Origin of the sequence: Nostoc sp. UHCC 0251 (assembly GCF_034932245.1) — a bacterium.
Taxonomy (GTDB): Bacteria; Cyanobacteriota; Cyanobacteriia; order Cyanobacteriales; family Nostocaceae; genus Nostoc.
In genome coordinates, this window is sequence record NZ_JAYGHD010000001.1 from 1 (window position 1) to 19,361 (window position 19,361).

Below are 19,361 nucleotides of genomic sequence, written 5' to 3' on the forward strand. Positions count from 1 at the left end.
CTGGCTCCCCTACATATACTTAGATTTTTTCATAAATCAAATACTAGTCCTATAGGTGAATAATATGATGTGATGATTGTGATACAAACTAATCATTGTGTAATTCAATGAATCAGAGCAATCTATCGTTACCATCTGGATGTATCCTTCGCAAGGCAACCTCTGCGGATAAGTGGTCGATTCGATTGCTGGTGTTTTCAGCGAAACTCGACCCAAGCCAATTAAATTGGCAACAATTTTGGGTAATTGAATGTGATTGCAATCTGGTAGCTTGTGGACAGCTACGTAATTTCTCAGAGGCGCAAGAACTTGGTAGTTTGGTCGTTGCGTCAGCTTGGAGAGGTCGCGGTTTGGGTACTTTGCTAACGCAACATTTGATTAATACAGCAACGCAACCACTTTATCTTGAATGTTTAGGTGAACGATTGGCGCAGTTTTACAGTCGCTTTGGTTTTGTGCCAATATCTTTTGAAGACTTGCCACAGTTTCCCAGGACAAGCGACTTATCTACGCTCAAGAGTAAATTTAGATTTTCGCAATTAGCTAAAAAACTGCTGAGAGTTCCTGTGGTGTTCATGGAACATCGAGGTAATTCGTAATTCGTAATTCGTAATTCGTAATTAAGATTCGCAAAAAAAGGCTTGATACAAGCTGTTCCCAACCCTTTACTTTCCCCCATTCCCCATTTTCAAATCTGAGGTTTAGCAAAAATCGTTAGTAAGACAGGCCCTAGTAAATAGTGGTGATTCAAACACAACAGCCTAGCAGAGGAGCCAAGAAGTTGACGTTGATTTGGGCTGTAGAGTCTAATTCCACGGGGAGAGATTGGCAATACTTGAGGTTCTGTCTCTTTTTTAGAGGTAATATCAACCAAGTAGAAGCGTCCACCGGGAGAAAGTACCCGTGCTATCTCACTAACCACCTGTTTAGGTTCCAAATAGTGCAAGAAGCTGATAGTGCTGAAAACAGCATCAAATTGACCATCAGCAAATGGAAGAGACTCAGCTTTCCCCTCGATATAAATTAAGCGTGGACGGTGGCGGTTGCTTTGTCTTGCTACCCGCAACATATTACTAGATAAATCCAATCCGGTGCCTTGCAGGTCGGGAAACTCAGTAGCGAGGCGCTCAAGTAAGCGTCCAGTACCACAGCCTATATCAAGTACATTTGCTGGCTTTGGTAAATCGACGTATTCCAGCAACCGTTTGTGAATGGCTCTGTAAAATACTGAGGGAAATAGCCAGTCGTAACTTGGTGCCCAGCGGTCAAAAAGGAACTTTTTGTTGTTAAAAAAGTCATTAGTCATTAGTTTCCGCAGTTTCCCTGAAGCTCATTGCTTTTTTAGGGTAAGTTTAGCTGCGCCTCCAAGAAGTTGTTTATAGCTTTGCAGTCTAGCAATATCTAGCCTAGCGTTTGGCACAATAACATTTCACGAAATTCTTGTTAAAAATACGTTGGTAGGGACATACAGGTATAAGCTCTTACAGGCGATTCATTTGTTTGTTGCAAAAATTTTTGGTAATGGTATCAATCATCCGGAATCTTGGCAATCGAATCTGTAGTTAACAGTGTGCTTAGAGACTCATTCTATTTCTGTAGAGAACTAAAGAACGAGTAATAAGTGCATAAAACTATAGAACCTAACCGTATATATTTATAGCGGTTCAAATAGAACAAACTCAATTTAGCTTGAAACTATTAAGGTGAAACATTATGACAAGCTTTATTCAAACCCGGTTACACAATGATCTACTGCATCCAGTCCGCGAGTGGTTGGAAACCATAGAAATTCATAACTCCAAATTAGCTCATTTTCTGTGTAAAGCTATTCCTGCTCAATGTCCCTTTGAACGAGATATCACGCTCTTTAGCCGTAAGCTATTTCACATTCCTCCGATGTGTAAATTAAATCCCCTATACGAGGAAGTAGTGGGTTTGCGTTTTAAAGCGCTCTGTTATCTAGCCGATGAATGCGGTGAAGATGTCACAGCTTATTGCTAATATAGCGATGCGATTTTATTTCTGAAATTATTTGCGTAGGAAGGCAATAGGCAATAGGCAATAGACAAGAAGCCTCTTTGAGTTACACTGAATTTTTTCACGCAATCAAATATGAGTCCTATAGCCAGTTGACTTGTTATTTGATCAAGGAGCGATCGGTAATTGCAGATTTACGGTTGTTACTTACCCAGGTTTATACTAAGCTAACGTACACCTAATTTAGATGTTTAGCTATTTTAAGTAGCTGGCACCACGAAGACAGTGTTTCCAGACCGTATTTTTGCTTACCGTACCCTGCTTAAATCATTAACATTATCATGACGCACATCTTACTGGTTGAAGATGAAGTCAAACTGGCACGATTTGTCGAATTGGAATTGAATTATGAAGGCTATCAAGTCAGTATTGCCTACGATGGATTAACTGCACTCACCGCAGTGCGTAAGTTACATCTAGATTTAGTAATTTTAGACTGGATGTTGCCAGGTTTATCGGGGTTGGAAATTTGTCGCCACTTGCGAAGTCTTGGTGATAAAGTACCAATAATCTTATTAACCGTCAAAGATGAAGTGAGCGATCGCATTGCAGGCTTAGACGCTGGTGCTGATGATTACCTCGTTAAACCCTTCAGTGTTGATGAATTATTAGCTAGAGTTGGCGCACACCTGCGAAGAAGCCGCCAAGTAGACGGCGCAGATGTTTTAGAATTTGAAGGTCTGAGTTTAAATCGTCGCACGCGCCAAGTGTACCGAGATCAGCGGTTAATTGAGTTAACTGCCAAGGAATTTGACTTACTAGAATATTTACTGGCCCATCCGCGACAGGTAATTACGTGCGATCGCATTTTACAAGAAGTCTGGGGTGACGGCTTCATGGGCGATGCCAATATCATTGAACTTCAGATGCGCTACCTACGTCTGAAACTTGAAGCTAATAACGAAAAATGCCTCATTCAAACTGTGAGTGGTGTCGGTTACACATTGCATGATTGAATTGGGGATGGGGCATGGAGCATGGGGGATGGGGCATAAGTCATTCTCCCTCTGCTTCCTCATCTCCCTAATTTCCCTAATCTCCCCTAGCTTCTTGTTCTTTTTCCAATTCAAATAACGGTAAAACCCCAAAGTTTTCTAATTTAGAAAGATTTGGGGTTTTTGGCAATCTGAGTAAAAACTCATCCAACTTAGGGTTAATTATATTAGGATGCACAAAGCTATCATCATCTAAAATCTTCTAAAACTGCATGACCTATCTAGAAACAGCAGCGCAATTCTACCGCGAAGTTGCCGAAACCCCGCAAGTTGGACTTTGTTGTGTACAAAGTACACCCCTGCAACTACCAGGCTTGAAAATTCCTTTGCCAATGCAGGAAATGAACTATGGTTGTGGCACTACCGTTCACCCCACTGAACTAGGAAACCAACCTACTGTGCTGTATGTGGGTGTTGGCGGCGGCTTAGAAGCGTTGCAATTTGCTTATTTTTCCCGTTATGCAGGCGCTGTAATTGCCGTTGAACCGGTTGAGGCCATGCGGGAAGCGGCCGCACGCAATCTGGAAATTGCTGCTCAAGAAAACCCGTGGTTTGACACCAATTTTGTAGAAATCCGCGAAGGCGATGCTTTTAACTTACCCGTTGCTGATGCCACTGTTGATATCGTGGCGCAAAACTGCCTTTTCAACATCTTTGAACCAGAAGATTTAACCCGTGCTTTAAAAGAAGCGTATCAAGTATTAAAACCAGGTGGACGGTTGCAGATGAGCGATCCAATTGCCACTAGTCAAATTCCAGCGCATCTTCAACAAGATGAACGACTGAGAGCCATGTGTTTATCAGGCGCACTCACCTATGAAGAGTATACTGAACGGATTACAAATGCTGGCTTTGGTCAAGTTGAAATTCGCGCCCGTCGTCCTTACCGTCTACTAGATTCCCAGACTTATAATTTAGAAGAACATCTACTTTTAGAAAGCCTAGATTCTGTATCCTTTAAAGTTGCTATTCCAGAAGATGGCGCTTGTATCTTTACTGGGAAAACAGCGGTTTATGCTGGCTTGGAACCCTTCTTCGATGACTCAGCAGGCCATCTACTCCAGCTAGGCATTCCCGCAGCCGTATGTGATAAAACCGCTGCTAAACTTGCGGCTATCAAGCCAGCAGAAATAATTATTACAAATTCAACCTGGCACTATAGCGGTGGTGGTTGCTGTTAATTTATAAACCCCAAAATGTTGTTAATTAGTCTATTTATTGCCACGCTTTTTTTAGGATATTCCAATGGTGCGAATGACAACTTTAAAGGGGTAGCAACGTTGTTTGGTAGCCGAACTAGCAGCTATCAAACAGCAATTCTGTGGGCAACGTTTACAACTTTCGCTGGTGCAATTGCTGCCACTTTTCTGGCAAGTACACTAATTAAAAACTTCTCTGGGAAAGGACTAGTGCCTGATGCGATCGCTAATGCACCGGAGTTTCATCTGGCAGTTGCGATCGCTGCTGGTTTAACTGTGCTCATAGCCACCTTCATGGGGTTTCCCATTTCCACAACTCACAGTTTAACAGGTGCGCTAGTTGGGGCTGGATTAGTTGCGATCGGACTCAAAGTTAATTTTGCAGCTTTGGGAACTTCCTTTATTTTGCCTTTATTACTCAGTCCAATCATTGCTATTCCCTTGGGAGCAGGAATTTATAGCTTATCTGGCTATATCAATTCTAAATGGAACCTAGCAGTCAATCAGAAAATGATTGATACTTGCCATTTTCTCAGCGCTGGAATTGTCAGTTTTGCTAGAGGATTAAATGATACTCCCAAGATTTTCTCACTCATTCTAGTTATTGAGTATTTTTCGATTCAGGGAGGAATGATCACGATTGCGATCGCAATGGCACTCGGCGGTTTACTCAACTCCCAAAAAGTTGCTGTCACCATGAGTGAAAAGATTACCTCAATGAATCATACTCAAGGCTTATCAGCAAATATAGTAACTGGAGTTCTAGTCATTGCAGCTAGTTGGTTTGGGCTTCCAGTTTCCACAACTCACGTTTCAGTTGGTTCTATTTTTGGAGTTGGATTGACTGGTAAAAAATCCAATATGCGTGTTTTTTATCAGATATTATTATCATGGATTTTAACCCTGCCTACTGCTGCAATTATTAGTGGAATAACCTACAGATTATTACAAGGTTAAAAAATAAATATATTTTGGTTTTAGAAATAATAAATCATGCAACTTCAATCAAAATCTACACTAGGTTCAACAGTCACACCATTTAGAAATAAACTCAATTCTCCTTTGACAAAAAAGGAAATCACTGTTTTACAAATTAATCTAGGTAAGCGTTGTAACCTTGCCTGTACACACTGTCATGTCGAAGCTGGGCCAAAACGTACAGAAGAACTTTCTCCTGAAATTTGCGAACAATTGATTTCGCTAATCCATAAATTTCCCGAAATTAAAATTGTAGATTTGACTGGTGGCGCACCAGAAATGAATTATGGATTTAAGCCATTGGTTGAAGCAGCAAGAGCAACTGGTAAGCAGGTGATTGTCCGATCTAATTTGACCATTTATTTTGAAGATGGATTCGCTGATTTACCAGAATACTTTGCTCAACATCAAATAAGAGTTGTAGCTTCTCTACCCTGCTACTTAGCAGATAATGTTGATAAAATGCGTGGTGCTGGTGTTTTTGATAGTTCAGTCAAAGCTTTGCAGTGGCTTAACCAACTTGGTTATGGTAAAGAGCCAAATTTAATTTTGGACTTGATATTTAATCCCCAGTTGCCCACGGATGAAAAATTTTCCTTAGCTCCCGAACAGATCAACCTAGAACGAGATTACAAAATGTTCTTGCAAGAACATTTTAATATTGTATTTAGCAACCTCTTCACCATTACCAACCTACCAGTTGGTAGAACCAAGATGCATTTAGAACGCAGAAAACTGTACACCAGTTATTTGCAGTTTTTAGAGTCGCATTTTAATCCCGATACAGTTGAACATTTAATGTGCCGTGATGAACTTTCGATTGACTATCTGGGCAATGTATATGATTGCGACTTTAACCAAATGATGAATTTACCTGCGAAAAATCGCAATGGTGAAGTCTTGTCAGTTAGCAAACTGTTAGAAGCCGACAGTTTAGACTTAATTAGTGAGATACAAACTGCTGCTTATTGCTATGGTTGTACTGCTGGATGTGGTTCTAGTTGTGGTGGTGCTTTGCTCTAAGGTGAACTAAAAGATAAAATTAAAACGAGTCAATATAGTTTGAGCTAGCAGCCTGTAATCTGATCACACCTTACGCTTGAGAGTGTCATCGCCATAAAAGTCTGTTACCAAAATTGTTACGAGTGCGTTGTTGTTGGGCAGTTACTTTATCATGATATATAGTTAAGCTCCTTACACCACACAGAAAACCGTGAAACAGTATGTTTCACGGTTTTTTTTGTTGCTAACCACAAATCAATAACGCGTTCTGTAATCACTTCACTACTTTACCCAGAGACTGTGCCTAAATCCAATCTCCATTCCTGTTTGAGCAATTCCTGGAAAGTCTTTTCCCGAATCATCATCTGCTCATACAGCACAAGCAAAAATTCTTGAGCTTGTTCATGAGACATATGTTGCACTTTGTCGGCAAAGCAACGGATATTAAATTCTTGCTCTAATGATAATTTCATGGGCTGATTCATCTTTGGATTTTGTATTAATTGAGGGCGAAAACAAGGAGCTAGATACTACCTAGATGTCTTGGAGTAACGTAGACTCCTTGAAAAAAAATGAAATTAAGTTAGCTTGATCAGGATTCCAGGTATCTACATCAGTTCTTTTAGATGCTGACTTGAAAGGTTAGGTTATGTGAGAACGAAAAATTAGGCACTTCCAAGCGTGTTTGCGATCGCTCCAAGCTAGAGTGTTTGATATGTTGAATCCCCAGAATCCAAATTCAGGCTTTCTAATCACCGTCTCCGGATTTTAGTTAGTAGCCAACCTACACAGAAATATTAAAGTAGGTTGCCCAAAGAGTTCCGGTTACTCCAAGAGCGATTAAGAAGTATGTAAAAAATCTGCCTAATTCAGGTTCTTGTCCTAGCACCTTGTCTTCTTTACCAGCAGTGAAAAATAATGACCAAGCTTGATTGGCATTAATTTTCTCAAAGTTGTTAAAACTAGGTCTAAAAACGACTGTTCCAAGCAAATTTTTGTTGGGATAATCAAAATCGGTTTTCATGATGTTCTCTCTATTGTTTTATTGATTTGACAAGCAATTCTTGTCGTGTATTAACTAAATTACTTAGCAGAATTTAAGTGATTATTGTGCATTCTGGCATCAGGCATTTTTGCCCTTCTTAGATTCGTCCTTAGGGTGATTCATTTCAAATCTGTCTAAGCATATCGGCTTAAAACTTGGCCGGCATCCATATTGGCTGCTTCGCAACGAGTAGCGTTGTCGCTGTATATCTTTTATTATAGCTATGTTTCGGAATATTTAGTTTTATTTCAGCAAATGGATAAATACTTGACTTTTTTCATATCTACCTTTACATATGCTCCTTGTTGTCAAACATCGCAGTTTTCCCTCAGACATAACTTTGTGTCCACCCTCTTGCGCTAAAGTTGCAAATGAACGTGCATCTAAAGCCAGGAGGAAAGAGTTGTGAAAGCAGTCTTGATGACAGCAGCTGGCAGTCCCGAAGTTCTGCAACTACAAGAAGTGCCAAACCCTGCTGTTCCTGTAGGAAATACTGAACTTTTAGTGCGTTTGGTGGCGGCTGGCATTAACCCCATTGACACTAAACTTCGTAGCCGAGGCACTTTCTACCCCGATCGCACACCGACAATATTAGGATGTGATGGTGCTGGTATAGTCGAAGCAGTGGGTGCTGGGGTTCAGCGTTTTCGCACAGGCGATGAGGTATATTTTTGCTATGGCGGATTGGGCGCACACCAAGGTAATTATGCTGAATATACCGTTGTGGATGAGCGGTTTGTGGCACGTAAACCCGCGTCTATCTCTTTTGCCGAAGCCGCAGCAGCACCTTTAGTCTTAATCACAGCCTGGGAAGCTTTATACGAACGGGGACGATTGGAACCTGGGGAAAGAGTTTTGATTCATGCGGGTGCTGGTGGTGTCGGGCATGTAGCAATTCAATTAGCGAAACTCAAAGGTGCTACTGTTTCTACCACAGTGGGTTCTGAAGAAAAAGCTAATTTCGTCAAACAACTAGGTGCAGATCATGTAGTTTTTTACAAACAAACAGACTTTGTACAAGCAGCATTAGATTGGACTAACGGCGAAGGCGTAGACTTGGCTTTTGATACCATAGGCGGCGAAACCTTTCACAAAACTTTCCCCGCAGTGCGAGTCTATGGTGATATTGTGACGATTCTCGAACCAGATGCTAATACTGTTTGGAAAACTGCTAGACAACGCAATCTCCGCATTGGTTTAGAATTAATGCTCACACCAGCGTTGCTAGGATTAGAAGAAAGCCTCCAGCACCATGCAGAAATTCTCAAACAATGTGCCACTTGGATCGATGAAAGCAAATTAAAAATCCATGTTAGCCACAAATTCCCTTTAGAAGAAGCGGCTAAGGCGCACCAACTAATTGAAAGCGGTTCTGTGACAGGTAAAATTGTTCTACTCATTAGCGACGATTGATCGAACAATTTGCATAATTTATTTTTTAAACACAAATGCACCCAGAGGTTAAACCCAAAGATACCCAGAAAGCTCTCTCTGCGTACCTCTGCGCTTCCCTTTGCGTTCCTTTGTGTTTTACTTCTCCTCCTCCCCCTACCTACTTCAGCAGCACAAACACAACCAGAACGCACACCCTTAACTCTGGAATTATTACAAGAACGTCTACGCACACCCACACTCCGCGAAGGCAATTTGACGGTAGATTTGCAGAAGATGGTGATTGATTTGCGCCCAGAAAACGCTAGCTTTCGTGATGCTTTTTACCAACTGCTGCGAAAAGGATTAGGTGCAAAACCTCTGGGTTTAGACCTCAGCTATGCCCTAATTTTGGGGGATTTCGTGGGCAGCGATTTGGGTTTAAGAACACCCTTGTACGCCCAAGCCATTGCTGCGATTTTCACCACTACCGAACAAGAAGAACTAGAGCGTTTGCGCTTCGTTTGTCTGGAATCACTCACGAACTCCAAAGATTGTCGATCGCTCTTAGGAACAAAGTCAACTCCATCGATTGAAATTGCCGTCTTTCGTGGTGTCCTGACACTCGTGCAAACTCGTTTCAATGGCGAAATGAGGCTCTCTAATACATTCTTTCTTCAGTCTGTGGATGCCCAAGGTGCAACTTTTCTCCAATCTTCTAATTGGGCTGAAACCCGATTTGGTCGTCCTGTCAGCTTTAGCGGTGCTAAATTCAAGCAACCAAGCAATTTCCAGGGCAGTATTTTTTTTGACAAAGCTAATTTTAAACAAACTCAATTCCAAGAACTCGCTGATTTTCAAGGCAGTATCTTTGAAAAGACTGCCAACTTTAACCAAGCAACTTTTAAGCAATTGGCTAAATTCAATAGTGGGCAGTGGCAAGAGAATGCTGATTTTTCTGATGTCCACTTTGCGAATCAAGCCCAGTTTACTAAAGCAAATTTTAATCAGTTCCTCCTTTTAACAGATGCAACTTTTGAGCAAGCTGTGACATTTCGAGAAGTGGAGTTTAATCAATCGGTGAATTTGCAAGGGGCGAGCATTCTTAACCAAGCAGATTTTAGCGATGCGAGGTTTTCTCCAGAAGCTTGTTTAAGCGTACCTGGTTTAACTTTTAACTCTAATCAAGCGAAAATTTTAGGTAATCCTGGTCAGATTGGTAAAATGTTTTGCATCCCTACATTGCAAGGTAATGAAAACATATTGCGGAATTTGGGGCAAAATTTCCGTCAACAACAACAAGTTGCCGATGCTAACGAACTGGAATACACAAAACAACAACTGCGATTAGTAGAAATGAGTCGCCGTTTGACAGCTACAAATATTAATAGTGCATCCGTCGCAAGTTTGATTAATCTGGGTTTTTCTGCAACTCAAGCCGAAGCGATCGCCCAGCGTCGTCTGATAAAATCATTTCGCAGTAGCAATGAGTTACTCACCTTAGCAGACATCGATTTAGAAAAATACACACAACTGAGCGATCGCTTAATTGTTGGCGAACCCCTTTCTATCGTTGGGTGGTTACTGCAAGCTTGGAGTTGCTTGGGGTTGAGTGTACTGCTGTTGTTGAGTGGCTATGGTACAAATTTTTGGTTAGTGTTTGGTGTGGGAGGAGTTGCGATCGCTTATTTCGGCTTACTGTTTTGGTTAGTGGATCGCTATCGTCGGCTGCATCCCGTACCAATTATTCCCACATCCTACGAAACCATTTCAATATTAGTGAGTTTTAGCGTTTTAGAATCCTTCAGCTTACTAGCCATCTTTCGCAATGCTCAACAACCTTGGCTGACATTGGGTTGTCTTTTAATTATTATTGTCCCCATCCCAATGGCTTTATTGATTCGGCTTTACCAACAAGGCCGTTATCACGATTTAATGGACGTTTCTTACTTCACAGAAGACGGCACATTTCGCCAGTTACGGTTGCTGATTGGACGTTTGCCAGTGATACCAAGGAATCAGACATTTCGGGAACGATATATGCCTCTGTTGTGCGATCGCCGTTGGAACTGGCTCAACTACTATGATTTTAGTCTTAACAACCTAGTTAAATTAGGATTTAACGACATTCGCCTGCGAGACGAACACCTACCTGGCATCATTTCTGCACTTGCTTGGTATCAATGGAGTTTAGGTTTAATTTACATCACTCTCGTTTTGTGGACACTTTCCCGCACAATTCCGGGATTGAATTTGCTGATTTATCTGAAGTAATCGCTGCACGAACCTTTTTTCAAGGCACTTCGTAGTGGTGCTAATCTGATGCAACCTATTGTGGGGTAACAGTAACGGTGTTATTTATTATCAGTCTCGCGGTATAAGTAAGTGGCGTAAATAATTAAAGGTTTGTAGTGAGGGTTGAAGCCTTTACTACGAAGTAATTTCAATGTATTTAACATTAGTTGATATAGTTTAAGTTATTCTCACCGACTTACTTAATCTAAGATAAAAGTGATAGAATTTCGGATAAATGCAGATTAATTAAATATCTAAAAAATTGGCAAATTTATCAAAAGATTCTTCATTGCAATATAGTCTTTAAACCAAATTAAATTTTATTATACATACATCTAAGTTAACTTTTTCAAATTATTGTCTAGAAGTATCTACAAGTTTGATAAATATATCAAAATATTTTTCATTGCCCTTCAAAATTAAATCACATAGATTGTAAGTGTGAAGTGGCATTGATTAAAAATTGATTATCTACACCTAATTAAAGATAACCAAATAATCTAATAGCTACCAACTAGTTTTGCTAACAAAAATACAGCAAATAAGTCATGAACTAAACTTAATTTCTGTCTATTTTATGTTGCGATGCTAGCAAGATTTTTATCCAAACAATAGCGAGGATTAATCCTAATGGCAGAAGATATGAGTAAGAGTGGTAGCGGTCAGTCCTCTACTAGCGGGAACGATGCGATTGGACAATTTGGACAATCACCTTTCGGTCGCTTGAAAGAAGTTGTCCCTGAGAAAGACCTCCCCAAGATATTCAGTGGTGTTGGTGATGGAGAAGGTGGCGGTAGCCCATTTGGTGGCGGTGCTGCTGGTGGTGCTGCTGGTGCTAGCAGCGGTGGCAGTCAGCCTGATTTACCCTATGGTGGTAATCCTTTCGCTGGTGACAACTTCTGGAATATCTTTGCAGGCGGTGTAAACCCATCAAACCCATCCGCAGGCGGTGGTGGTAACTCACCCGCAGGCGGCAACACAGGCGGCAACCCATCCGCAGGCGGTGGTGGTAACTCACCCGCAGGCAGAGATCCTTTGACTGGTGCTAGTAGCCAGACCTATGGTATTAGCACAACTGAAATACCGGACGGGTTCACTTTGAGGGCTACTATTGACAAGCTAATTGACTCAAGGCTTGACAAAGAACTGGGTGGCGGTGCCGGTGGCGGTAACCCATTTGGTGCCGATGGCGGTGTCGGTGGCGGTAACCCATTTGCTGGCGGTACCAGTGGAAGTAACCCATTTGCTGGCGGTGCCGGTAGCGCTAATAACCCATTTGGTGACGGTGCCGGTGGTGCTAATAACCCATTTGGTGGCGGTGCCGGTGGTGCTAATAACCCATTTGGTGGCGGTGCCGGTGGCGCTAACCCATTTGGTGGTCGATAAATTCCGTTCGCTTAATAGAATTCTTGCGAGAATCAGCAGATAAGAGGAGAACAATAATGAGTTCTTCAGTACATAGTATGCTAGTACAGCTTGGCGCAAATAAACATACCATCCGATAAAGCTGAAAAGCGTGTATTATCAATGATGTGCCTTATGTACTAGTGTGCTATTTTACGCCCTGTAACTCTTTACAGATAAGGATTTAGGCAATATTTTCTGTTACTTTGACAGTCAGATAATTAAAGCCTTTATTTTAGAGAGATTTTGTGTTTAGCAAATTCATAATTGGTATCAAAAGTGCTAAATAGCCCATAATTTTTTAACTAAAAATAGGATAATCAGTACCAATGGAAGAGTCTGCTGTCAATCCCCTTAATGGTGGAGTTAATCCCTTAAGTGTAGGTGGTGCTAGCAACCCATATAACGGTAATTCCTTTGCTGCCAATGGCAGTTTGTCTGCTGAAGGCAGCCTGTTGACGGGTGGTAGCAATCTGTTATTAGGTAACGGTAACAATTCCTCCATTGCAGGTGGCGGTATTAACCCGTTTGCAGGCGATGGTGGCAGTGGGCTTCAGCAATTAATCTTTGATCGATTAAAGTTAATTTTGGGTGATAACTTTTTCAAAGATATTGACAACACATTGGCAGGAGGTAGTAACCCGTTTGCAGGCGGTGGAAACCCGATCACAGGAGGTAGCAACCCATTTGCAGGCGGTGGTAATCCGATCGCAGGAGGTAGCAACCCATTTGCAGGCGGTGGTAATCCGATCGCAGGAGGTGGAAACCCGTTTGCAGGCGGTAGCAACCCATTTGCAGGCGGTGGTAATCCATTTGCAGGAGGTGGAAACCCATTTGCAGGCGGTAGTAATCCATTTGCAGGAGGCAGTAATCCTTTTGCAGGCGGTGGTAATCCGATCGCAGGAGGCAGTAATCCGTTTGCAGGTGGTGGTAATCCGATCGCAGGAGGTAGCAACCCATTTGCAGGCGGTGGTAATCCTATCGCAGGTGCTGGAAGTTTGCTTCAACAATCACCTTTCGATCCGTTGAAAGAAGTCCTTGGTAATGGAAATAATATACCCTTTAGTAACGGTGGGAATACATCTAATCCGGGTAGCCAACGCTTTAATGAGGGCAACGCACCGATTGGTAATGGTAACAGGAACTTTGGTGATAATAACGCAACTATTGGTAATTTTAACTCGGATTATGGCAGTGACAGCGCAACCATTGGGAATGGTAACTGGAACTTTAATAATGACAACACAACCATCGGTAATGGCAACTGGCTATTTGGAAAGAGTAATACAACTCTTGGTAACGGCAACTGGTATTGGGACGACGGAAGTAATAATTCAACATTAGGTAATGGTAATTGGCACTTCGGCAGTGACAACGCAACCATTGGAAACGGCAATTGGGACTTTGGTACAAATAATACAATTATTGGTAATGGTAACTGGGTTTTTACCAGTGGAAATGAAATTATTGGTAATGGCAATTGGTTAGCGAATACTGATAATACAAAAATTGGAAACGTCAATAATCTCAGCAGTTTACAGTTATCCCCACTAGGGATCAAGACTGATGTTAACAATCTGATTGACTCTCTTATAGGTAAAATAGGTCAAAATTTTCTTGGGTTTACAGAAAATTTTGATGAATCGAGTAGCCAAACCTTTAACCGCCTCATCTCTTCTAAAAGTGTTGGTAATGATACTGATATATCTATCGATATTGAGCAACTTTTGGCATCACTTAGCCCAATTCAAGAAAATTTCATCAATTATCAGCCTCTGCAAAACCCTCAGCCTGTCCCAGAATCTGCTTCTTCAGTGCCATTGGTAGTAATGGGACTCGTGTGTTTGCTGTTGTCACTATTCAAAAAACAACAACACTGTTAAGGTAAATTCAATCCTTCTAAGCTTATTGCGATCGCAACCCTATGTAATATAGCGGTTCTCGTTTACGTGAGGTACATCCGTAGGGGCACGGCACTGCCCATTGGTGTAAACTTAACGTGAAAGCCCAGTCTGATAAGCATTTCAAAATTTTTCGATGTACCATCTAGATTTTAGATCCCCTCTAACCCGCCTTAAAAAGGCTACCGTGTATACACAAGTGGGATGTAAAGTAGGTACAGAGGATTTTCAAGAGGCAAAAACAGTGGATAATCCCATCTTACGTAGCAATTTATCGGGGCGTTGGGGGGATCTTCCAGGATCATCTTAACAAGGACTTATTAGGTGTTAACTGGCTCTCAAAACGGCTGTAAACAACTTGAGTTGGATACCAAGAAGAAAACCAGTACAAATCTTGAATAACTTTGCAATAACTACTCCCATCTGCTAACTCAAAGTGAACCAGACCTAAATTATTAAATCCAACTACTTCTCGCCCCTCTTGAACCCAACGAAATTTCCAAAACATCAGGGGTTGTAACCATTTCCATTTAGCATTTTCGGCACGTTTCCAGGGAGCTATCAATGATGAGATATCTGCTTTGAAGCGAGAAGTCTGAACGCTGTTTCGAGGTATCCACTCCAGCACACAATGCCACTCAGAGTTAGTTAGCATGTGGCGATTATGGTCTAATTGTTTCTCTGAAACTTCTACCATATTGGGTGGATTAATCCAACCTATCCAATGACGCACCTTTTCTGGTAGTAGCCAATGTTTCAATCGTGTATGAATGAGCCGCGTCAAAATCTCTTCATTCTTCAATGCACTAGCGGTTAACTGCACTAAGACAGACTGTAATTTGGAATGAGTGCGTGCATAAGACAAGTGAGCAACAGAACTGTAGTGGATATCCCCAGATAGAATAATCACTTGTTGACGTTCTTCAAACAAGGTAGTTAGAAATTTCGCCAGTGCTTCAGTATTAATGTTCCAGGCATCTCCAACATCTGTTGAAAAAACTTTCTCCTGTTGTAACTGCCAATGATGAATCCAATCAATCACTTGTAATCCAAATACATTTGTGGGCGCAATCACAAATGTAGTTTGAATCTGAGTTTGTTCAACTATTTCTTGTAAAGGTAAAACTAGTTGTTGCTCAAAGGCTTTTGGACACAGCAGCATGGGCGGCGCGATCGCTTTTTGATCGGCTGGATAACCGCGCCAAGTCCGTGTATCCAGCACAATTACTTCATGGCAATTGCTCCTGACTATGTAGTTCCAAGTGATTGCTTCAGGATGTCGATCCAGAATGAATACTGCACCATCTCGGACTAAAATAGGTAAGTTTGTGTGGGGATCGTTGGCTGGCATACCTACATAGCGAGCGATCGCCTCATTAGCCTTTGCATCTCTCCCTTGAGAAACTGACCAAGCTTGTGCAGCCGCTAACAGCTTTTCACCAGATTGACCTTCTGCAAATTGCTCAGGCGTATTGCCCCAACCCTGAAACACCGTGTAAGCTAACAATGCATTTTGGACTATTCTTCGTCCCAAAGGATGTCCCAGAACTCGCAAACACCAAGCTTGGTTTAAATTCCAGTCATCAGTAACATCATGGTCATCAAAGATGGTGTACATGGGAATATTGGCAAGGGCACGGCGCACTTTCCAAAGCGTATAAATAAATTGTCGCAAATGCCGGACTTGTCGGTTCCAGTTCTTGATGGCTTTGCTCTCACGCGTTACTTGGTGTCCTTTGGGAAATGCGACCGGCCAACACACTGGCGACCAAGCTAGTAAATAAGTAGCGTAATATTCACCGAGACTGAAAAGATGACTGTTAACTTTCTCAGGTTTATTATGTAATCCTGCGGTTAAGCCAGCTTGATTTGTCGCCACATCAGCCCGTTCTCCAGGGGGTAGCTGCTGGGGAGTGCAGTATACTCCATTCACAGGAAGTTGTTCCTCCCAACCCAAGAGGGCATCACCAAGAGTGCTGGCAACCCACAAAGATGGTTCTGCTACATCATCGCCGTAAATTTGATCTCCGGTGAGGAATAACTGGTGCGGACGGTGTTGGGGTTGATTTGCTTTTGCCTCAATCAAACCGTCGAGAATCGGCAGTGCATCAAATCCATGACCATGAGGTTTACGGCAGGAAGCATGGATAATTTGCAAATCTTCTAGACGGTTTGGCGGCAGAACAAAGGTTGGTTTTTGATGTTCAAAGTAGCTGATGCTGACTGTCAAAGAGGAGTTTGAGCATAATGCTTGTTGCAGCGTTTGCAAGCTTTGGTCAGCAACAGTAAATTGCAGGTCGTATGCATAGATGCGGTTATTAACTAAACGATACCCTTCCGTAGACCGAGCCGTTATAGCAGCAATGTGAAGATACTTGCCCAAAGCGATGGTAGAGCGTTGCCCCTCTAATAAGCAATTTCCTAGTGCTTCACCATCATTTGTTGTGTCATAAACCTTGAGTTCTATCTGACAAGACTGTTTCAGTGCCACCCATACCGTCACTGAGTCGAGTTCAGTATGTTTTAAAATTGGCCCCGCCAAAATTAGTGGCAGTTCTCGTAAAAACTCGTCCCCAACTTGATACTTCATTGCAAACAGTTGACAAAGTGATGGTGTTTTGGATGATTCTGCTTTATTTATAATCCAATCACCAAATGGGGACGAGTGTTTCGCCAGTCCTCAATCATAATGAGCGATGCCTTTGGCGGGCTAGGCTTACGCAAAACTGTAAAATATGCTCATCAACTGTAAAACCAACCACTTGCCTAAATCACTAGGGTGAAAACCGACAGTATCTTTTATCGCATCTTTCAAAGCTTCCCCAGCACCTTCTTTGAACTCATTAACCAACCGCCATCACTGGCCAATGCTTACCAATTTTCTTCAGTCGAAGTCAAACAACTGGCATTTAGAATTGATGGTGTATTTTTACCCAATACTCCAGAATTACCCATTTATTTTGCTGAGGTGCAATTTCAACCCGATAAAAAAATTTATTCCCGTTTATTCGCCGAGATATTTAACTATCTCGACAAGACTGAATTAACTAACACTTGGCGTGGTGTTGTCATCTTCCCCAATCGCAATGTTGATAGTGGAGATACAGACAGATACGCAGAATTACTTAACTCACAACGAGTGACTCGCGTTTACCTGAACGAGTTAAGCTCAATTCCCACATCATCAATCGGGATTGAGACAGTCAAACTAATCATAGAACCAGAATTAACTGCAACAACGAAAGCTATAGAGATTGTAAACAGCGCCCGAAAAGAAATTTTCAATGCCGCCCAACAGAGGGAAATTATACAATTGATAGAAACGATATTAATCTACAAATTGCCGCGCTTGAGCCGGGAGGAGATGGGAAAAATGTTCGGATTAAGTGAGTTAAAGCAAACTAGATTTTACCAAGAAGTTTTTGCAGAGGGAAAAGAAGAAGGCAAAGAAGAGGGTAAAGAACAAGGCAAACTAGAAGGCAAGTTAGAAACAATACCTCAGCTATGGGCGTTAGGATTGACTATTGAACAGATAGCCCAAGCATTAGGTTTGGACGAACAAGTTGTTAGGCAAGCTGTACAACCGAAATCATAAAATGATGGAGAGTACCCAAAATGCTTTGCTGGTTTTGGCAATTTCCCTATGGAGATTGCATATAAGGATATGCTGTGGGACGGGCGAAATGCCTATCCCACAAGAGTCATTATTTTAATTAATTCCGAGCGATACCTTCGTGACGTGCTGCTTGTTGTACAGCAGCAGCAACAGCAGTAACGACACGCTCATCAAAGACGGAAGGGATAATATGTTCCCGATTCAAGTCTGAAGGCTTGACTAAAGAAGCGATCGCATTTGCAGCTTCTAGGTACATTGTGGTGGTAATTGTCTGGGCCCGACAATCTAAAGCACCACGGAATACCCCAGGAAAAGCTAAAACGTTATTGATTTGATTCGGGTAATCACTGCGACCAGTAGCGATGACAGCTACATCTTTACTGATTAATTCTGGTTGAATCTCTGGAATCGGATTTGCCATTGCAAACACAATTGGATCTTTCGCCATCGATTGCACCATTTCTGGTGTCAAAACTCCCGGTGCGCTAACTCCAATAAATACATCTGCCCCTTGCATTGCACCTGCTAATGTACCCTGAGCTTTCACGGCAAATTCGAGTTTTTCTTCTGTCAAATCGGTGCGACTAGTAGAGATAATCCCTTTAGAGTCACACATCCAGATTTTTTCTGCCCCAGCTTTCCTCAGTAACCGAGCGATCGCCACTCCAGCCGCCCCAGCACCATTAATCACGATGCGGATTTCCGCCATTGCCTTTTGTACCAGCTTTAGAGAATTGAACAACGCTGCCAAGGTGACAATTGCTGTACCATGCTGGTCATCATGAAAAACGGGGATATCTAACTCTTGGCGCAATCTCTTTTCAATCTCAAAGCAGCGAGGTGCAGCGATATCCTCTAAGTTCACACCCCCAAACACCGGAGCGATATTCTTAACTGTCTGAATAATTTCATCTGTATCTTGGGTGGCAAGGCAGATGGGAAAAGCATCTAGCCCCGCAAATTCCTTGAATAGCATTGCTTTGCCTTCCATGACTGGGAGAGCAGCAGCTGGGCCGAGATTTCCCAAACCCAAAACAGCGCTACCATCGGTAACAATGGCAACAGTGTTTTGTTTTATGGTTAGCTTGTAAACTTCCTCTGGATCTTGAGCGATCGCTGTACAAATTCGACCAACTCCAGGTGTGTAAGCCATTGCTAAATCAGACACACTTCTTAAAGGAATTCTACTAGCAATGCTGATTTTGCCACCGCGATGCAAATTAAAGGTGCGATCGTAGACGCTGAGTAACTTGATGTCTGGCAATGCTTTTACTGCTTGCACAATGGTTTCAGCATGTTCGGTACTAGCAGCATCAACGGTAATATCGCGGGTGGACTCTTTGCGGGTTTGCTCGATTAAATCAATTTGACCAAGATTACCGCCAGTGGTTGCGATCGCCTGGGTTACGGATGCTAACATCCCTACACGATTGGGAATTTGCAAGCGCAGTGTCAAACTAAAACTAGAATTAGGAGTTAGGTCAGCCATGTTGATTTTGGATTTTAAGTTTTAGATTT

General features: G+C 42.1%; 16 protein-coding genes. 11 read left to right on the forward strand and 5 right to left on the reverse strand.

Annotated features, from left to right (window positions below; translation table 11 throughout):
• Nucleotides 1-107: 107 nt before the first annotated feature.
• On the forward strand, nucleotides 108-599 hold the full coding sequence (locus tag VB740_RS00005) for a GNAT family N-acetyltransferase (RefSeq protein ID WP_323198063.1): 492 nt from the start codon (nucleotides 108-110) through the stop codon (nucleotides 597-599).
• Nucleotides 600-688: 89 nt separating this feature from the next.
• On the opposite strand, the gene VB740_RS00010 is transcribed toward VB740_RS00005, so the two are convergent.
• Nucleotides 689-1,306 carry a class I SAM-dependent methyltransferase gene (locus VB740_RS00010; RefSeq protein WP_323198064.1) on the reverse strand — a complete coding sequence of 206 codons (618 nt, stop codon included), beginning with the start codon at nucleotides 1,304-1,306 and terminating at the stop codon, nucleotides 689-691.
• 407 nt (nucleotides 1,307-1,713) lie between these two features.
• On the opposite strand from VB740_RS00010, the gene VB740_RS00015 reads away from it, so the two are divergent.
• The 5 genes from VB740_RS00015 to arsS all read left to right on the forward strand — a co-directional run bounded on the left by VB740_RS00015 (nucleotide 1,714) and on the right by arsS (nucleotide 6,232).
• The gene (locus VB740_RS00015) at nucleotides 1,714-2,001 is read left to right on the forward strand and encodes a Mo-dependent nitrogenase C-terminal domain-containing protein (RefSeq protein WP_323198065.1); all 288 of its coding nucleotides are present in this window, start codon (nucleotides 1,714-1,716) and stop codon (nucleotides 1,999-2,001) included.
• Between the two features lie 317 nt (nucleotides 2,002-2,318).
• The gene (locus VB740_RS00020) at nucleotides 2,319-2,993 is read left to right on the forward strand and encodes a response regulator transcription factor (protein WP_323198066.1); all 675 of its coding nucleotides are present in this window, start codon (nucleotides 2,319-2,321) and stop codon (nucleotides 2,991-2,993) included.
• A gap of 251 nt (nucleotides 2,994-3,244) precedes the next feature.
• The gene (gene arsM / locus VB740_RS00025) at nucleotides 3,245-4,213 is read left to right on the forward strand and encodes an arsenosugar biosynthesis arsenite methyltransferase ArsM (protein ID WP_323198067.1); all 969 of its coding nucleotides are present in this window, start codon (nucleotides 3,245-3,247) and stop codon (nucleotides 4,211-4,213) included.
• 15 nt (nucleotides 4,214-4,228) lie between these two features.
• Nucleotides 4,229-5,188, forward strand: a complete 960-nt coding sequence (locus VB740_RS00030; RefSeq protein WP_323198068.1) for an anion permease — start codon at nucleotides 4,229-4,231, stop codon at nucleotides 5,186-5,188.
• 36 nt (nucleotides 5,189-5,224) lie between these two features.
• On the forward strand, nucleotides 5,225-6,232 hold the full coding sequence (arsS, locus tag VB740_RS00035; RefSeq protein WP_323198069.1) for an arsenosugar biosynthesis radical SAM (seleno)protein ArsS: 1,008 nt from the start codon (nucleotides 5,225-5,227) through the stop codon (nucleotides 6,230-6,232).
• 266 nt (nucleotides 6,233-6,498) lie between these two features.
• On the opposite strand, the gene VB740_RS00040 is transcribed toward arsS, so the two are convergent.
• A complete protein-coding gene (locus tag VB740_RS00040) occupies nucleotides 6,499-6,696 on the reverse strand; it encodes an NblA/ycf18 family protein (RefSeq protein WP_323198070.1) in 198 nt (65 codons plus the stop codon).
• Nucleotides 6,697-6,995: 299 nt separating this feature from the next.
• Entirely contained in the window at nucleotides 6,996-7,235 is a 240-nt protein-coding gene (locus VB740_RS00045) for a hypothetical protein (protein ID WP_323198071.1), read from the reverse strand.
• 426 nt (nucleotides 7,236-7,661) lie between these two features.
• On the opposite strand from VB740_RS00045, the gene VB740_RS00050 reads away from it, so the two are divergent.
• From VB740_RS00050 to VB740_RS00065, 4 genes are all read left to right on the forward strand, one after another.
• A complete protein-coding gene (locus VB740_RS00050) occupies nucleotides 7,662-8,669 on the forward strand; it encodes a zinc-dependent alcohol dehydrogenase family protein (protein WP_323198072.1) in 1,008 nt (335 codons plus the stop codon).
• Nucleotides 8,670-8,678: 9 nt separating this feature from the next.
• Nucleotides 8,679-10,901, forward strand: a complete 2,223-nt coding sequence (locus VB740_RS00055) for a pentapeptide repeat-containing protein (protein WP_323198073.1) — start codon at nucleotides 8,679-8,681, stop codon at nucleotides 10,899-10,901.
• A gap of 651 nt (nucleotides 10,902-11,552) precedes the next feature.
• Nucleotides 11,553-12,308, forward strand: coding sequence for a hypothetical protein (locus tag VB740_RS00060; RefSeq protein ID WP_323198074.1), 756 nt, complete (start codon nucleotides 11,553-11,555; stop codon nucleotides 12,306-12,308).
• 347 nt (nucleotides 12,309-12,655) lie between these two features.
• Nucleotides 12,656-14,209 carry a hypothetical protein gene (locus VB740_RS00065; protein WP_323198075.1) on the forward strand — a complete coding sequence of 518 codons (1,554 nt, stop codon included), beginning with the start codon at nucleotides 12,656-12,658 and terminating at the stop codon, nucleotides 14,207-14,209.
• Nucleotides 14,210-14,528: 319 nt separating this feature from the next.
• On the opposite strand, the gene VB740_RS00070 is transcribed toward VB740_RS00065, so the two are convergent.
• Nucleotides 14,529-16,817, reverse strand: a complete 2,289-nt coding sequence (locus VB740_RS00070) for a PhoD-like phosphatase (protein WP_323198076.1) — start codon at nucleotides 16,815-16,817, stop codon at nucleotides 14,529-14,531.
• 189 nt (nucleotides 16,818-17,006) lie between these two features.
• On the opposite strand from VB740_RS00070, the gene VB740_RS00075 reads away from it, so the two are divergent.
• The gene (locus tag VB740_RS00075; RefSeq protein WP_323198077.1) at nucleotides 17,007-17,822 is read left to right on the forward strand and encodes an Rpn family recombination-promoting nuclease/putative transposase; all 816 of its coding nucleotides are present in this window, start codon (nucleotides 17,007-17,009) and stop codon (nucleotides 17,820-17,822) included.
• Nucleotides 17,823-17,940: 118 nt separating this feature from the next.
• Here VB740_RS00075 and VB740_RS00080 read toward each other — a convergent pair whose 3' ends face one another.
• Nucleotides 17,941-19,332 carry a malic enzyme-like NAD(P)-binding protein gene (locus VB740_RS00080; protein WP_323198078.1) on the reverse strand — a complete coding sequence of 464 codons (1,392 nt, stop codon included), beginning with the start codon at nucleotides 19,330-19,332 and terminating at the stop codon, nucleotides 17,941-17,943.
• Nucleotides 19,333-19,361: the final 29 nt, after the last annotated feature.